Source organism: Methylobacterium sp. P3_A11, from assembly GCF_056403155.1.
Genome location: NZ_JBFUGA010000012.1, coordinates 24126 through 39603, shown reverse-complemented (window position 1 = coordinate 39603; position 15478 = coordinate 24126). Strand labels below are relative to the sequence as shown.

Below are 15478 nucleotides of genomic sequence, written 5' to 3'. Positions count from 1 at the left end.
GCTGCTAACCCGGAATCAGCCGCTCAGCACCCGTGAAGACCGTGACCGTATCGGATCGCGCGATGGCGCAGAGCGTCATGCCGTGAGCCTTGGCGCGTTCGAGCGCCAGGGATGTGGGTGCCGAGATCGCGACGATCACGGCCGCGCCGAGGCTGGCCGCCTTCTCGACCATCTCGAACGAGCAGCGGCTCGTGATGACGAGGAAACCGGCATCCGGCGCCGTTCCCGACCGCATCAGCGCGCCGATCAGCTTGTCGAGGGCATTGTGGCGGCCAACGTCCTCGCGCAGCGCACAGAGGGTGCCGTCAAGGCCGGCCCAGGCCGCGGCGTGGACGGCGCGTGTCTCGGCACCGAGAACCTGAGCCCGGTCGAGGCTCGACAGAGCACGGGCGATGGCCGGCAGGCTGACCCGGACATCGGCCGCCAGGACACCGTCGGCCTGGGGCAATTGCGCCAGATCCTCGATGCCGCAGACGCCGCAGCCGGTGCGGCCGCTGATGGCGCGTTTCCGCGCCAGATGCTCGCGGAGGCGCCCGGGCGCCAGTTCGACGTGGAGGCGGATGCCATCCGCGCCGGTCTCGACCCGGGTCGCGCGGATCTCCGCCGCGCTGTCCACGATCCCCTCCGTGAGACTGAACCCGTAGGCGAAATCCTCCAGGTCCGCAGGGGTCGCCATCATCACGGCGTGCGGAACGCTGCCGTAGACGAGGTTGACCGGCGCTTCCACCGCCAACGCCCGCGTGTCGTGCTTCGACATCGAGCCGGAATAGGCCATCACCTGCATGGGCAGGCGCACTGCACAGGGCAGCGGACCGGACGAGGGGCCTTCCGGCTGCGTCGACATTTCGAACTCCGATGACACGTCGGGGACGGTAGGCGCCGCCCGACCCGCGTTGCAACGTCACGGGGACGGATTTCGCGTCCGCGGGATCGCATTCCCACCATCGGGATCCCGGGACCCGGCGGGAACGCCGAAGGGGACCGCGGACGCGCCGCGCGTATCCGCCATTGTGGTAGTGCGCAGGCGCCACGACGGTTCGCGAACCGGCGGGAAAGCGTGCGATGCGACGCTTGTGCGGTTGCACCGCGCCGGCCCTTGTGGTCTGAAGCCCCGGTCGGATAATGCCGGGTGACACAACCGGTACTCCGTTACGTCGGTACGATCCCGCACTCGATCAAGACGGGGAGGTCCGGCGACAGTCAGACAGCCAGGGGAGCCACGAGAGGCAGATGCGGACGGTGCGGACGATCAACCGGTCACTCTGGAGCCTCGCCTCGCTCGGCGCCTCGCTCTTCCCGATAGCAGGCGCGCAGGCTGCGGGCTTCGGTCAACCGGTTCCGTGGGAAATGAGCCGGCAGATCCCGGTGACGGAGAATGCGCGCGACATCCTGAGCTTCGAGGTCGGCTTGCATTGGCTGTCCCTGGCGATCTCGGTGTTCGTACTGGGCCTGATCCTCTGGTGCGTCTTCCGCTTCAATGAGAAGCGGAATCCCACCCCCTCGCGCACCACCCATAACACCGCCATCGAGATCGCCTGGACGATCGTGCCGGTGCTGATCCTGGTGGCCGTGGCGATCCCGTCCTTCCGTCTGCTGCGCACGCAGCTCTCGGACCCGAAGGCTGACATGATCGTCAAGGTCATCGGTCACGCGTGGTACTGGTCCTACGAATACCCGCAGACCGAGGCCGGCGGCGGCTTCACGTTCGATGCGAACATCGACGAGGACAAGCAGCCGCGCCTGCTTCAGACCGACAACGAGATGGTCGTCCCGGTCGGCAAGATCGTGAAGATCCAGGTCACCGCCGCCGACGTGCTGCATTCCTGGGCCATGCCGGCCTTCGGCTTCAAGATCGACGCCGTTCCCGGCCGCCTCAACCAGATGTGGTTCAAGGCCGACAAGGAAGGCACGTTCCACGGCCAGTGCTCCGAGCTATGTGGCCAGCGCCACGCCTACATGCCGATCGTGGTGCGTGTCGTCAGCGAGCAGGCCTACGCCGACTGGCTGAAGGAGGCCAAGACCAAGTACGCCCGCATCGACAACGGCACGAGCGTCGCCGAGGCGCGCTGAGCCCCGGCTGACCGATCCGAACCCATCAGATCCACAAGGCACCCGAATCCATGGCTACAGCCGCAGCCCATGCCGAGGCCCACGAGGTCCACGACCACAAGCCGTCGTTCTTCGCCCGCTGGTTCCTGTCGACGAACCACAAGGACATCGGCACTCTCTACCTGCTCTTCGCCTTCTGCGCCGGCATGATCGGCGCGTTCCTCTCCTTCGGCATCCGGATGGAGATGGAGGCGCCCGGCCTGCAGTACTTCTCGAACCCCGCGACCTACAACGTGTTCGTCACGGGCCACGGTCTCATCATGGTGTTCTTCATGGTGATGCCGGCGCTGATCGGCGGCTTCGGCAACTGGTTCGTGCCCCTCATGATCGGTGCGCCCGACATGGCGTTCCCGCGCATGAACAACATCTCGTTCTGGCTGACGGTGGCGGGCTTCTGCTCCCTGCTCTGCTCGCTGTTCGTCGAGGGCGCGCCGGGCGCGTCCGGCGCCGGCACCGGGTGGACCGTCTACCCACCGCTCTCGACCGCCGGCCATCCCGGCCCGGCCGTCGACTTCGCGATCTTCGCCCTGCACCTCTCGGGCGCCGGCTCGATCCTCGGCGCGATCAACTTCATCACCACCATCCTGAACATGCGCGCCCCGGGCATGACGCTGCACAAAATGCCGCTCTTCGCCTGGGCCGAGCTGGTGACCGCCTTCCTGCTGCTGCTGTCGCTGCCGGTTCTGGCGGGCGCCATCACGATGCTGCTCACCGACCGCAACTTCGGCACGACCTTCTTCGACCCGGCCGGCGGTGGTGACCCGATCCTGTACCAGCACCTGTTCTGGTTCTTCGGTCACCCCGAAGTGTACATCATGATCCTGCCGGCCTTCGGCATCGTCTCGCACATCATCGCCACGTTCTCGCGCAAGCCCGTCTTCGGCTACCTCGCGATGGCCTACGCCATGGTGGCGATCGGCGTCGTCGGCTTCGTCGTGTGGGCGCACCACATGTACACGGTCGGCCTGTCGCTCCAGACGCAGTCCTACTTCGTGTTCGCCACCATGGTGATCGCGGTGCCGACCGGCGTGAAGATCTTCTCGTGGATCGCCACCATGTGGGGCGGCTCCATCCGCTTCACCGCCGCGATGCACTGGGCGGTGGGCTTCATCTTCCTGTTCACCGTCGGCGGCGTGACCGGCGTCGTGCTCGCCAACTCGGCGGTCGATAAGTACCTGCACGACACCTACTACGTGGTCGCGCACTTCCACTAYGTGCTGTCTCTCGGTGCCGTGTTCATCATCTTCGCCGGTGTCTACTACTGGTTCCCGAAGATGACCGGCCACATCATCCCGGAATGGGCCGGCAAGCTGCACTTCTGGCTGGCCTTCATCGGCGCGAACGTCCTGTTCTTCCCGATGCACTTCCTCGGCCTCGCCGGCATGCCGCGTCGGTACGCCGACTATCCGGAGGCCTTCGCGGGCTGGCACAAGGTGTCGACCTACGGCGGCCACATCTTCGGTCTCGGCATGTTCGTGTTCGTGATCGGCGTGGTCCTGGCCTTCCGCTCCAAGGAGCGGGCCGCGGACAATCCGTGGGGCGAAGGCGCCACCACCCTCGAGTGGACGCTGTCCTCTCCGCCCCCGTTCCACCAGTTCGAGACGCTGCCCCGCATCGTCGACGAGCCCGGCGCGCACTGATAGACAAACCGCGAGGGCCGCATCCGCGGCCCTCGCCCTTTCCCGGAGGCCGGTCACCGACCTCCCGGCAAGGGCGAGCGACGAGGGCGATCCGCATGGGTTCGGGCTTTATCCCGAGCCCCGCTCACGCCAATCCTTGGAACACGTCGACTTCAAGACACGACCCGACCGTGACGCGCGCGGCCGGGCGCCGACACAGCAGCGGCAGACGCGATGACGAGCCTGACGAACACCCTCGGACCGGACGTTCCGACCCCGGCCCTCACGAGCGCCGGCGGCGACGTTCCGGACTATTTCGCCCTGCTCAAGCCGCGGGTGATGGTCCTCGTCATCTTCACCGCCCTGGTCGGGATGGTCGTCTCCCAGGGCCACGTGCAGCCGGCGATCGGCGCCATCTCGCTGCTGGCCATCGCGGTCGGCGCCGGCGCCTCCGGCTGCCTCAATATGTGGTGGGACGCGGATATCGACGCCGTTATGAGCCGCACGGCCACGCGGCCGATCCCGGCCGGCAAGATCACGTCCGAGGAAGCCCTCGGCTTCGGGCTGTTCCTCTCGGTGGCGTCGGTGCTGGTTCTCGGCCTGACCGCGAACTGGCTGGCCGCGGCGCTCCTCGCCTTCACCATCGTCTTCTACGCGGTGGTCTACTCGATGTGGCTCAAGCGGGCGACCGCGCAGAACATCGTCATCGGCGGCGCCGCGGGCGCCCTTCCGCCGGTCATCGGCCAGGCGGTGGTCACCGGTTCGGTGGGGATCGAGTCGCTCGTCCTGTTCGCCATCATCTTCATCTGGACCCCGCCGCATTTCTGGGCGCTCGCCCTGATCAAGGCTGACGAGTATGCCCGTGCCGGCATCCCGATGATGCCGAACGTCGCCGGCCCGGCCTCCACCCGCCGTCAGATCGTATGGTACTCCCTGCTCCTCGCGCCCCTCGGCCTCGCGCCGGTGGCCCTGGGCTTCGGCGGCGTGATCTATGCGGTGATCGGCCTCGTGGGCGGTCTCGGCATGGTGGCCTTCAGCATCCGGGTGCTCCGGAACCGCGAGGGCGAGGCCGAGAAGCGCGCCGCGATGGGCATGTTCGGCTTCTCGATCCTGTATCTGTTCGCGCTGTTCTCGGCGCTGCTGGCCGAGCAGAGCTTCGGCCTGTTCCACCCGGTGCTGGGCTGATTACGATGGCGGATCCCGAGATCCAGTATCGACCGCTGACGCCCGAAGAGGAGGCGCGCCGGCGCAAGCGCTCTGTCGCGATCGCGTTGGCCCTCGGCGCCTGGGTCCTGCTGTTCTTCGTGCTGACGATCGTCAAGCTCGGGCCGCAGATCCTCAGCCGGCCGCTCTGAGGCGCTCGCGATGACAGCTCCCCGCCCGAACCCGAACCGCGGGGCGACGCGCACCGCGCTCGCCTGCGCCGGCCTCGCCGTCGGCATGGTCGGCCTCGCCTTCGCATCTGTGCCGCTCTACGACGCGTTCTGCAAGGCGACCGGGTACGACGGGACGCCCCGTCAGGGACCGGCCCTCGCTGCCGTCGCTACGCGGTCCGACGACAGCATGATCGTGCATTTCGACACGAACGTCGCGCCGGGCCTGCCCTGGAAGTTTGCCCCGGAGGCCAATCGCGTCGAGGCAAAGCTCGGCGAGACCAAGACGGTCTTCTTCCGGGTGCAGAACACCGGCACCAAGCCGTCCACGGGTGTCGCGACCTTCAACGTTCAGCCGGGACTGATGGGCGGCTACTTCGTCAAGGTCGCCTGCTTCTGCTTCAACGAGCAGACGCTGCAGCCGGGCGAGACGCTCGACGTGCCGGTGGTGTTCTATGTCGACCCGGCCGTGCGGGATGATTCCAACACCGCGCATCTCTCGGAGATGACGCTGTCGTACACCTACTTCGCCGCGAAGAACGGGCAGCCGGTCACCGCGGCGGTGGCGAATTCCGGTTCACCGGGCACGAAGGGCGATTTCTGATCGCGGGACCGTGACAACACGGCCCCGCACCGCCTACACGTGCCGACAAGCTTGGGCGTGGTGCAGACCGTGCCCGGTCAAGAGTAAGCAGCGTAAGGCCGGATGCCGGTAACGGCGCAGGGCGCGAGGGTGAGGAGCAACGGGACGATGGCCGAGGCGCACGCCAAGAATCACGACTTTCACATCCTGAACCCGAGCCCATGGCCGCTCATCGGCGCCTTCTCGGGTTTCCTGATGGCGTTCGGTGCGGTCTTCTGGATGAAGAGCCTCCAGATCGGCACCTTGTCCCCGGGTCCGTACATCTTCGGTGCCGGCGCGATCGGCGTCCTCTACACGATGTTCTCGTGGTGGAAGGACGTGGCGCACGAGGCGAATTCGGGCGATCACACCCGCGTCGTCCAGCTGCATCACCGCTACGGCATGATGATGTTCATCGCCTCCGAGGTGATGTTCTTCGTCGCGTGGTTCTGGGCCTATTTCGAGGCCGCCCTCTACACCGCCGACCCCATCCAGGTGTCGCGCGTGGAGTTCACCGGCGGCGTCTGGCCGCCGAAGGGCATCGAGGCGTTCGATCCCTGGCACCTGCCGCTCCTCAACACGTTGATCCTGCTGACCTCGGGCACCACCGTGACCTGGGCGCACCATGCGATGCTGGAGGGTGACCGCAAGGGCCTGAAGTACGGCCTGTGGCTGACGATCATCCTCGGCGTGCTGTTCACTGCCTGCCAGGCCTACGAGTACAGCCACGCCGAATTCGGCTTCTCGGGCAGCATCTACTCGTCGACCTTCTTCATGGCGACGGGCTTCCACGGCGCCCACGTGATCATCGGCACGATCTTCCTGGCGGTGTGCCTGTTCCGGGCCTACGCGGGCCAGTTCACGCCGCGCCAGCATCTCGGGTTCGAGTTCGCGGCTTGGTACTGGCACTTCGTCGACGTGGTGTGGCTGTTCCTGTTCGCCGCCATCTACGTGTGGGGCTCGGGCGTCTTCCACGGCGCCGCGCACTGAGGCCGATCCATCCCGCCGTTGCATGGCGGACCTGTGAAGGGCGGCTTCGGCCGCCCTTTCGCGTTTCCGATCCCTCGAAATCCCCATATCGGATGTGACGGAGCAGACGCGGCAGGACCGCGGACTGCGCGGATCAGCCCTGGAGTGTGCCTGTGGACGACCGAACCTACGCGCCACCGCCTCCGATCCCCACCGGCCTGCGCGGCCGCTGCCCGCGCTGCGGCGAGGGCCATCTGTTCCGCGGCTTCCTGACCCTGCGCCCGGCCTGCGACGCCTGCGGCCTCGACTACGCGAAATTCGACTCGGCGGACGGGCCGGCCTTTTTCGTGATGTCGATCGTCGGCCTGATCGTCGTCGGCCTCGCCCTGTGGCTCGAGATCACCTACGAGCCGCCGATCTGGGTTCATGCGCTGGTCGCTGCGACGCTGTCGATCGGCCTCAGCCTGCTCCTGGTCCGGCCTCTGAAGGGCCTCCTGATCGCCCTCCAGTTCAGCAATCGGGCCGAAGAGGGGCGCTTCGAGCGGTGAGCGCGGCTGCACAGACCCGGCCCGCCTGGCGCGACCTCCTGGCGCCGGGGCTCGCCTCGCTGATCGCGCTGGCGATCCTGCTGGGCCTCGGGACGTGGCAGCTCGAGCGGAAGGCCTGGAAAGAAGACCTCATCGCCCGCATCGTCCGGCAGAGCCGGGCGGAACCCGTGGCACCGCCGGCGCCGGAGGCCTGGGATCCCGGCCGCGACGAGTTTCGCCACGTGCGCGTCTCCGGACGCTTCCGCAACGACAAGGAGACCCTGGTGCACGGCCTCGCGGCCGGCGAGACGCCGGGTCGAGCCCTGCAGGGCTACTACGTTCTCACCCCGCTTGAGCGGGACGACGGCGGCGTGGTGCTGATCAACCGCGGCTTCGTTCCGACCGAACTCAAGGGGCAGAGCGATCGGCGGGACGGCCTCATCGAGGGACCGACGACGGTCACCGGCATCCTCCGCGCGAGCGAGGCCCGCGGGCTGTTCGTGCCGGAGCCGGATCCCGCCCGCGGGGAATGGTTCAACCGGGACATTGCCGGCATCGCATCGGCCCGCGGCCTCGGGGTTGTCGCGCCGTACCTGATCGAGGCCGACGCGGTGCCAGGACAGACGACGTGGCCCCGCGGCGGCCAATTGCGGGTCGACCTGCCGAACAACCACCTGCAATACGCGTTCACGTGGTTCGGCCTCGCCGCCTGCTTGATCGGCGTGTTTTCGGTCTTCGCGTGGCGCCGCCTGCACGATTCATCGGCGGCCCGGGGCGCCTAGAAAAAAGCAGCGGCCTCGCCGTTACGGCAAGGAACAGTCTCGCCCGGATCGGCCGAAAAACGGCACCTCATTCCTTTGACCGCGCGTCGTCGCCCCGGAATACTTTCGGTGTTCTTGAGCGATCGATCGCGTCCTGCATTGTGTATACAGTTCGCGTCGATCATCCGAAGACGACGCGGCGCCTGGACGTCGTGCAACTGAGGTTACGCCGAATGAGCAGCCATTTCGACCACGGACCGCGCGAGCCTATCCGCTTCGCGTACTGGGTGCCCAACGTCTCCGGGGGCTTGGTGATCAGCAAGATACCCCAGCGGACGAGCTGGGATGCCGATTACAATCGGAAGCTGGCCCAGATCGCCGAGGAGGCGGGATTCGATTACGGCCTGACGCAAATTCGGTTCACCGCAGGGTACGGTGCCGAGAACCAGCATGAATCGGTTGCCATCAGCCATGCGCTCCTGGCCGCGACGACCAAGCTCAAGGTGATCGCCGCCCTCCTGCCCGGACCTTGGCATCCGACGCTCGCCGCCAAGCAGATCGCCACGATCTCGCAGCTCACGGAGGGGCGCATCGCGGTCAACATCGTCTCGGGATGGTTCTCGGGGGAGTTTCGCGCGATCGGAGAGCCCTGGCTCGATCACGACGAGCGCTACCGCCGGTCCGAGGAGTTCATCCGCAGCCTGCGCGGAATCTGGACGCAGGACAATTTCACCTTCCGCGGCGATTTCTATCGCTACAGCGACTACACCCTGAAGCCCAAGCCCGCGCAGCCGTTACCCGAGATCTTCCAGGGCGGCTCGTCCCGGGCGGCTCGCGACATGGCGACCCGCGTCTCCGATTGGTACTTCACCAATGGCGGCACGCCGGAGACGATCCGCGCCCAGGTGGACGACATCCGCGCGAAGTCGGCCGAGACGGGCAACCATCCCCGCATCGGGGTGAATGCCTTCGTGATCGCCCGCGACACCGAGGAGGAGGCCCGCGCCGCCCTCCAGGAGATCATCGACCATGCCGACCCGGACGCCGTGAAGGCCTTCGGCCACGAAGTGAAGAATGCCGGCAAGGCCTCACCGGAGGGGGAAGGCAACTGGGCGAAGTCGAGCTTCGAGGATCTCGTCCAGTACAACGACGGCTTCAAGACCAACCTGATCGGCACGCCTGACCAGATCGCCGAACGGATCGTGGCGCTGAAGGATGCGGGTGCGGACCTCGCCCTGCTGGCGTTCCTGCATTTCCAGGAGGACGTCGCGTATTTCGGCGCGCACGTGATCCCGCGGGTCCGCGCCCTTGAGGCCGCCCGCGACCGGCGCGTCGAGGCGGCTTGACCGCCGCCTACCGCGATCCGAATCCCGACAGACCGGAGTGAGCCATGACCATCGCCGTCGATGCGCGCGCGCTCGAACCCTCGCGCCCCCAGGGCGTGCCCGGCCCCGCGCGGCCGCCCTCCCCCGCTCATGTGATCCGAGACGATGCCGAGGCGCTGTCCGTCGCCCACCGGCTGGCGGAAGAGTTCCGGGCCGGCGCTTCCGAGCGGGACCGCCACGCCGTGCGGCCGATCGCGGAACTCGACGCCTTCTCCCAGAGCGGCCTGTGGTCGATCAATGTGCCGCGGGCCTATGGCGGCCCGGAGATCTCGTACCGGACGCTCGCCCAGGTGATCGCCATCCTGGCAGCCGCCGACCCAGCCATCGCGCAGATCGCTCAGAACCATCTCGGAATCCTGGCAGCGATCCGGACCGTGTCGAACGAGGCGCAGAAGCACCTGCTGTTCGGGGAGGTGCTGCGCGGCACGCGGTTCGGCAACGCGTTTTCGGAGCGCGGCACCAAACGGGCGGCGGACTTCGACACACGGTTCACCGATGACGGCGACCATGTCGTGGTCCGGGGCCAGAAGTTCTACGCCACCGGTGCCCTGCTGGCGCACAGCGTTCCCATCGTCGCCCTCGATGCCGAAGGGCGCGCTTGGTACGCCATCGCTGCGCGGGATGCGCCCGGCCTGACCGTGATCGACGACTGGTCGAGCTTCGGCCAGCGCGGCACGGCGAGCGGCACCGTGCTGATCGAGGACGTCCGCGTGCCCAAGACCCATCTGGTGCCGGCCTGGAAGGGCTACGAGGCGCCCACCGCCGACGGCGCCGTCTTCCAGATCATCCAGGCGGCCGTGGACGCCGGGATCGGCCGCGAGGCCCTCGACGACACGATCCGCTTCGTTCGCGAGAAGGCCCGTCCCTGGATCGACAGCGGCCTGGAAAGGGCCGCGGACGATCCCTACACGATCCATGCAATCGGCGACCTGACCATCCGCCAGCACGCCGCCGAGGCGCTGCTCGACCGCGCCGGGCTCGCCCTCGACGCGGCCGTCGCTCGGCCGGACGCCGCGCGCGTGGCGGCCGCGCAGCTCGCCGTGGCCGAGGCGAAGGTGCTGACCACCGAGGTGGCACTGGCAGCGTCGAACAAGCTCTTCGAGCTGTCGGGGACCCGTTCCACGCTGGCCGCGGAGAACCTCGACCGTCACTGGCGAAATGCCCGTACCCACACGCTGCACGATCCGGTGCGCTGGAAATACGCGATCATCGGCAACCACGCGTTGAACGGCGTGAATCCGCCGCTCCACGCCTGGAGCTGAACGCACCCCTACAGCACCGGCAGCCCCCGGGCCTTGGCCTCCTCGCCAGGCTCGACATGGATCGTCACCACGGCGCCCTGGATCGTCGTCTCCAGGGCGGTCTCCAGCCGATCGCAGATGGCGTGGGAAGCCTCGACCGTCATGGTGCCGGGCACCACCAGGTGGAAATCGATGAAGGTCGCCTGACCGGCCGATCGGGTGCGGACGTCGTGGGCCTCCAATGCCCCCTCCCCGTGCTGTGAGATGAGCGAGCGGATCTGGCTGACCATCTCGGGGGGTGCGGCCCGGTCCATGAGGCCGTCGACGGATTCCCTGACCATCCGGAAACCGGACCACAGGATGTTGAGGGCGACGAGACCCGCCACCAACGGATCGAGGATCGGATAGCCCGTCAGAACCACGGCGCCCACGCCAGCCAGCACGCCGCAGGAGGTGACGACGTCCGCGAAGATGTGGCGCGCGTCAGCGATGAGCGCGGGCGAACGCCATTGCTGGCCCCAACGCATGAGGGCCACCGCCCACGCGGCATTGATGATCCCGGCAGCGAAGTTGATCGCGAGACCGAGGGCCGGCGCGTCGAGGGGGACCGGCACGAGCAGCCCGAAATACGATTCGCGGAGGATCAGGAGCGCCGCCACGATGATCAGCGCGCCCTCGATCACCGCCGAGAAGAACTCGGCCTTGTGGTGCCCGTAAGGGTGGTCCTCGTCGGCCGGTCGTGCGGCGACACGCAGGGCCACGAAGGCGCCCACCGCCGCGACCACGTTGATGATGCTCTCCAGCGCATCCGAATACAGGGCGAGGCTGCCGGTGAGCCACGCGGCGTAGAACTTCAGCGCCGTGACAGCGAGTCCGATGCCCGCGCTGTGAAGTGCGGCTTTCTGGGTGCGGTCCATGACGTACGCCGTTGCGGTGACGCGGCGCCCATACGGCACCTGTCAGGGCCAAGGCCACGGCAAAGGTTCGACGGAATCGAAAACCTGTTAGCCGCGGCTAAGTCTCCGCGGCGGTATCCTGGCCGCGGGCGGCCTCGCGCCGGCGGCTCACCTCCGCCTTGGCGCGGGCGGCTTCGGCCTTGCGCAGGTAGCGGCGGCGCTGCCAGGCGAAGCGCGCCGCCGCCGCCAGGGCCTCCAGGCGCCCGGCCTCGCGCTCCCAGTAGGTCAGGAGCTGCCCGTCCAACGTGACCCGGCGGGGGCGGCCCGGCGCCGTCACGATTCACCACCCCGCCGGGCGGCCGGCTCGCCCGTTTCGGCCACGATCAGCGCGTCCACGTCGCCGCGGAAACTCCCGGCGCCGGCATTCGGAACCGGCGCGGCGGGGCTGCCGAAGGGTTGGCTCGGATAAGCGGACTCGAACTTTGCGCGCGCGGCCTTCGGATCCTCTGCCTTGAGCACGATCTCGGGGGTGCCGGGCAGCGGCCAGCGTGGATCGGCCTCGTCACGGGGGCGAACGGCGTACCGGGGCATCGATGGGGCCTCAGGCGTCTCGGTGACGCGGAAAACGGGTGTGCTCCCCGACGGTTCCGCGGTTGAAACCGCGTCGGGTTCAGTGCAGGCAACCGGCGATGCGCGTGGACCTCTTCGATTTCGAGCTGCCGGAGACCAGCATCGCCCTGCGCCCGGCCGAGCCGCGCGATGCCGGGCGCCTGCTCGTGGTGCGTCCCGGTGAGCCGCTGGCTGATCGCGCCGTCCGCGACCTGCCGGACGTCCTGCGGAGCGGCGACGCGCTGGTTTTCAACGACACGCGGGTGATCCCCGCGCGGCTGAACGGAGTGCGCACGCGTCCCGGCGCACCCGGCCAACGCACCGAGGTCATGCTACATCTGCGGGAATCCCTCGACCGCTGGCGCGCCTTCGCGCGACCCGCCAAACGCCTCGCGCCCGGCGACGCGCTGCAATTCGGGTCCCTCGCCGCCACGGTGGTCGAGAAGGCCGAGGCCGGCGAGATCGTCCTGGCCTTCGACCGGGGCGGCGCCGAGCTCGACGCCGCCATCGCCCGCGAAGGAGCCCTGCCGCTGCCCCCCTACATCGCGGGCAAGCGCGCCACGGACGCCCGCGACACCACCGATTATCAGACGGTTTACGCCCGCAATCCGGGAGCCGTGGCAGCCCCGACCGCCGGCCTCCACTTCTCCGAGGCGCTGTTGGCCGATCTGGATGCCGCTGGGCTGCGACGACACCACGTCACCCTCCATGTCGGCGCCGGCACATTCCTGCCGGTCAAGGCCGAGGATACCGACGGGCACCGCATGCACGCGGAGGTCGGTATCCTCGACGCCGCCACGGCCGACGCCCTGAACGCCACCCGGGCCGCAGGCGGCCGGGTCGTCGCGGTGGGCACCACGGCCCTGCGCCTGCTGGAGAGCGCCGCCGCCCCGGACGGGACGCTCTCGGCGTTCTCGGGGCCAACCGAGATCTTCATCACGCCGGGCCACCGGTTCCGCGCCGTCGATGCGCTGGTGACCAACTTCCACCTGCCCCGTTCGACACTCTTCATGCTGGTTTCGGCCTTCTCCGGCCTGGAGACGATGCGTGCGGCCTACGCGCACGCGATCGAGGCCGGATACCGGTTCTACTCCTACGGCGACGCCAGCCTGCTCTTCCCGAGCCCGCGCGCGGACCTTCCATGACCGAGACTTCCTTCGGCTTCAGCCTGCTGAAGCAGGACGGCACCGCCCGGACGGGCTTGATCGCGACGCCGCGCGGCGAGATCCGTACCCCGGCCTTCATGCCGGTGGGCACGGCCGCGACCGTCAAGGCGATGTATCCGGGCCAGGTCCGCGACCTGGGCGCCGACGTCGTCCTCGGGAACACCTATCACCTGATGCTGCGGCCCGGGCCGGAGCGCATGGCCCGCCTCGGCGGCCTGCACCGGTTCATGAATTGGGACCGGCCGATCCTGACGGATTCCGGCGGCTTCCAGGTGATGTCGCTGTCCGCCCTCCGGAAGATCGACGAGCAGGGCGTGACCTTCCGCTCGCATATCGACGGCACCGCCCACCACATGAGTCCGGAACGCTCCATCGAGATCCAGGGGCTGCTCGGCTCCGACATCCAGATGCAGCTCGACGAATGCGTGCGGCTGCCGGCGGATCACGCGGCCATCGAGAAGGCCATGCACCTGTCCCTGCGCTGGGCGGAGCGCTGCCGCGTCGCCTTCGGGGAGCAGCCCGGTCGGGCTCTGTTCGGCATCGTCCAGGGCGGCGATGTCCCGGCCCTGCGGGTGGAGAGCGCGCGGGCGCTGACCGACCTCGACCTGAAGGGCTACGCGGTGGGGGGTCTCGCGGTGGGCGAGCCGCAGGCAGTCATGTTCGCCATGATCGAGACCGTGGAGCCGCACCTTCCCACGGCTAAGCCCCGCTACCTGATGGGTGTCGGCACGCCGGACGACATCCTGGGTGCGGTCGCCCGCGGCATCGACATGTTCGATTGCGTGATGCCCACCCGCGCGGGCCGCCACGGCTTGGCCTACACGCGTCACGGTCGCGTCAACCTGCGCAACGCCCGCCATGCCGAGGACACTACCCCCCTGGACGAAGCCTCGACCTGCCCGGCCGCCCGAGATTATTCCCGCGCCTACCTGCATCACCTCGTGCGGTCGAACGAGATTCTCGGGATGATGCTGCTGACCTGGAACAACCTCGCCTATTACCAGGATCTGATGGCTGGAGCGCGTGCGGCGATCCGGGACGGCCGCTTCGCGGATTACTGCGCCGGCACCCGCGCGGGCTGGGCAAGGGCCGAACGCGCCTCGGCCTGACTCAGCGCGTTACGGAGGCGTGAGAACCCGGTAGGTCCCGTCGGGATCGTCGAGGCCGGTCGATACGGCCGCCTTCAGGTCCGCCACGAGGCGCGCCGCCACGGGGAGCCGGTAATGCAAGGCGTCCCAGTAGTTGGCGTCCTGGGTCGTGAGCGGCGATATCCGGCGGAAATCCACCACCACGGCGCCCCGGCGCGCACCGATCTCTGCGGTGCGCGCCTTGCAGGCCTCCGCGCGACGGGCCGCCGGTGAGCCGGGCGCCCCCTGAGCCGCGGCATGGACAGGCATGAAGGCCACCAGCTTCAGGGCGTCCGGCGGGATCCGTCCGAGGAGATCGTCCAGCCGGTCGAGGGCCGGCATGGGGCTCTCGGGGGCGTCCGCGGCGGCCGGATCGACCGTGCCCGCGCGGATGTGCGCCCGGGCACGCGCGAGGTCGTAGCGCTCCTCCGGCGGCGTGAACACCGCGTAGCCGTCCCCGCGGATCCTCGGCCTCGCCAGGCCCAGGTCCGCGAAAGCCACCTGGACGGCCGTCGTGATGGCGCGCAGGTTCATCTGGCGGAGCAGACCGCCCGGCGTTCCCTCGGTGTAGAGCCACTCAGGAAAGGCGTTGGCCGTCCGCATCGGCGGATCGGCGGCGCACCAGGTCGCATCGAGGCCGAACAGCACGGCGCGGACCTGACGATGCGCCAGGAACAAGGCGGCCAGTCGGATCTGCTCGTCGGGCGTCGCGGCGTTGACGGCAAGGTTGGCGAACCGGACGCCGAACGCGGCATCGAGCGCATGCGGGTCGAGTAACCGTGCGGTCGAGGTGCCGAAGACGGCCGCGTCGAATGGGCCGCCGCGGGCGATCTGCGGGTAGGAGAGACGCTGGTTGGCGTCCATGATCGGCCCCGGCGGACGGCCGGGGGCTGCCCGCAGACCGTAGGGATCAGTGGCCGTGACGAAGGCGATCGCCGCCACGCCCGTGACGATGGCGCCGACGACGAAACTGCGGGCGAAGCCGAACCAATCTGCGGGCCGTCCGACGGAGGGTGGGTGGGGCGAAGCCATGCACCGGCTCCATACGCGCTTCCGCCCTGCGCGTCGCTGTGC

17 protein-coding genes are annotated in these 15478 nt (G+C 68.6%); 12 read left to right on the top strand and 5 right to left on the bottom strand.

Going from position 1 to position 15478, the window contains the following annotated elements:
- Positions 1-4 precede the first annotated feature (4 nt).
- A complete protein-coding gene (gene fdhD, locus AC1DXK_RS05990; RefSeq protein ID WP_457105634.1) occupies positions 5-844 on the bottom strand; it encodes a formate dehydrogenase accessory sulfurtransferase FdhD in 840 nt (279 codons plus the stop codon).
- 386 nt (positions 845-1230) lie between these two features.
- Here fdhD and coxB point away from each other — a divergent pair, with 386 nt between their 5' ends.
- The 10 genes from coxB to AC1DXK_RS05940 all read left to right on the top strand — a co-directional run bounded on the left by coxB (position 1231) and on the right by AC1DXK_RS05940 (position 10627).
- Entirely contained in the window at positions 1231-2070 is an 840-nt protein-coding gene (gene coxB, locus AC1DXK_RS05985) for a cytochrome c oxidase subunit II (protein ID WP_457105633.1), read from the top strand.
- 50 nt (positions 2071-2120) lie between these two features.
- Positions 2121-3749 (top strand): cytochrome c oxidase subunit I, encoded by a 1629-nt coding sequence (gene ctaD, locus AC1DXK_RS05980; RefSeq protein WP_457105632.1) that lies wholly within the window; start codon positions 2121-2123, stop codon positions 3747-3749.
- A gap of 213 nt (positions 3750-3962) precedes the next feature.
- Positions 3963-4913 (top strand): heme o synthase, encoded by a 951-nt coding sequence (locus AC1DXK_RS05975; RefSeq protein WP_457105631.1) that lies wholly within the window; start codon positions 3963-3965, stop codon positions 4911-4913.
- Between the two features lie 5 nt (positions 4914-4918).
- Complete coding sequence (locus AC1DXK_RS05970) at positions 4919-5083, top strand: hypothetical protein (protein WP_043348492.1); 165 nt, start codon at positions 4919-4921, stop codon at positions 5081-5083.
- 10 nt (positions 5084-5093) lie between these two features.
- On the top strand, positions 5094-5705 hold the full coding sequence (locus AC1DXK_RS05965) for a cytochrome c oxidase assembly protein (protein WP_457105630.1): 612 nt from the start codon (positions 5094-5096) through the stop codon (positions 5703-5705).
- A 147-nt stretch (positions 5706-5852) separates the two neighbouring features.
- Positions 5853-6713, top strand: coding sequence for a cytochrome c oxidase subunit 3 (locus tag AC1DXK_RS05960; protein ID WP_457105629.1), 861 nt, complete (start codon positions 5853-5855; stop codon positions 6711-6713).
- 152 nt (positions 6714-6865) lie between these two features.
- Positions 6866-7240, top strand: a complete 375-nt coding sequence (locus AC1DXK_RS05955) for a DUF983 domain-containing protein (protein WP_457105628.1) — start codon at positions 6866-6868, stop codon at positions 7238-7240.
- Positions 7237-8001 (top strand): SURF1 family protein, encoded by a 765-nt coding sequence (locus AC1DXK_RS05950; protein ID WP_457105627.1) that lies wholly within the window; start codon positions 7237-7239, stop codon positions 7999-8001. The genes AC1DXK_RS05955 and AC1DXK_RS05950 overlap by 4 nt, the downstream gene beginning before the upstream one ends.
- Before the next feature lie 212 nt (positions 8002-8213).
- Positions 8214-9326 carry a dimethylsulfone monooxygenase SfnG gene (gene sfnG, locus AC1DXK_RS05945; RefSeq protein WP_457105626.1) on the top strand — a complete coding sequence of 371 codons (1113 nt, stop codon included), beginning with the start codon at positions 8214-8216 and terminating at the stop codon, positions 9324-9326.
- A 44-nt stretch (positions 9327-9370) separates the two neighbouring features.
- On the top strand, positions 9371-10627 hold the full coding sequence (locus AC1DXK_RS05940) for an SfnB family sulfur acquisition oxidoreductase (protein ID WP_457105625.1): 1257 nt from the start codon (positions 9371-9373) through the stop codon (positions 10625-10627).
- Between the two features lie 8 nt (positions 10628-10635).
- Here the strand turns inward: AC1DXK_RS05940 and AC1DXK_RS05935 are convergent, their stop codons facing one another.
- From AC1DXK_RS05935 to AC1DXK_RS05925, 3 genes are all read right to left on the bottom strand, one after another.
- On the bottom strand, positions 10636-11523 hold the full coding sequence (locus AC1DXK_RS05935; protein ID WP_457105624.1) for a cation diffusion facilitator family transporter: 888 nt from the start codon (positions 11521-11523) through the stop codon (positions 10636-10638).
- Positions 11524-11620: 97 nt separating this feature from the next.
- A complete protein-coding gene (locus AC1DXK_RS05930; RefSeq protein WP_457105623.1) occupies positions 11621-11839 on the bottom strand; it encodes a hypothetical protein in 219 nt (72 codons plus the stop codon).
- Positions 11836-12093 carry a hypothetical protein gene (locus AC1DXK_RS05925; RefSeq protein WP_457105622.1) on the bottom strand — a complete coding sequence of 86 codons (258 nt, stop codon included), beginning with the start codon at positions 12091-12093 and terminating at the stop codon, positions 11836-11838. The genes AC1DXK_RS05930 and AC1DXK_RS05925 overlap by 4 nt, the downstream gene beginning before the upstream one ends.
- 98 nt (positions 12094-12191) lie before the next feature.
- On the opposite strand from AC1DXK_RS05925, the gene queA reads away from it, so the two are divergent.
- Positions 12192-13256, top strand: coding sequence for a tRNA preQ1(34) S-adenosylmethionine ribosyltransferase-isomerase QueA (queA, locus tag AC1DXK_RS05920; RefSeq protein ID WP_457105621.1), 1065 nt, complete (start codon positions 12192-12194; stop codon positions 13254-13256).
- A complete protein-coding gene (gene tgt, locus AC1DXK_RS05915) occupies positions 13253-14386 on the top strand; it encodes a tRNA guanosine(34) transglycosylase Tgt (RefSeq protein WP_457105620.1) in 1134 nt (377 codons plus the stop codon). The genes queA and tgt overlap by 4 nt, the downstream gene beginning before the upstream one ends.
- A gap of 9 nt (positions 14387-14395) precedes the next feature.
- Here the strand turns inward: tgt and AC1DXK_RS05910 are convergent, their stop codons facing one another.
- Entirely contained in the window at positions 14396-15436 is a 1041-nt protein-coding gene (locus AC1DXK_RS05910; protein ID WP_457105619.1) for a hypothetical protein, read from the bottom strand.
- Positions 15437-15478 lie beyond the last annotated feature (42 nt).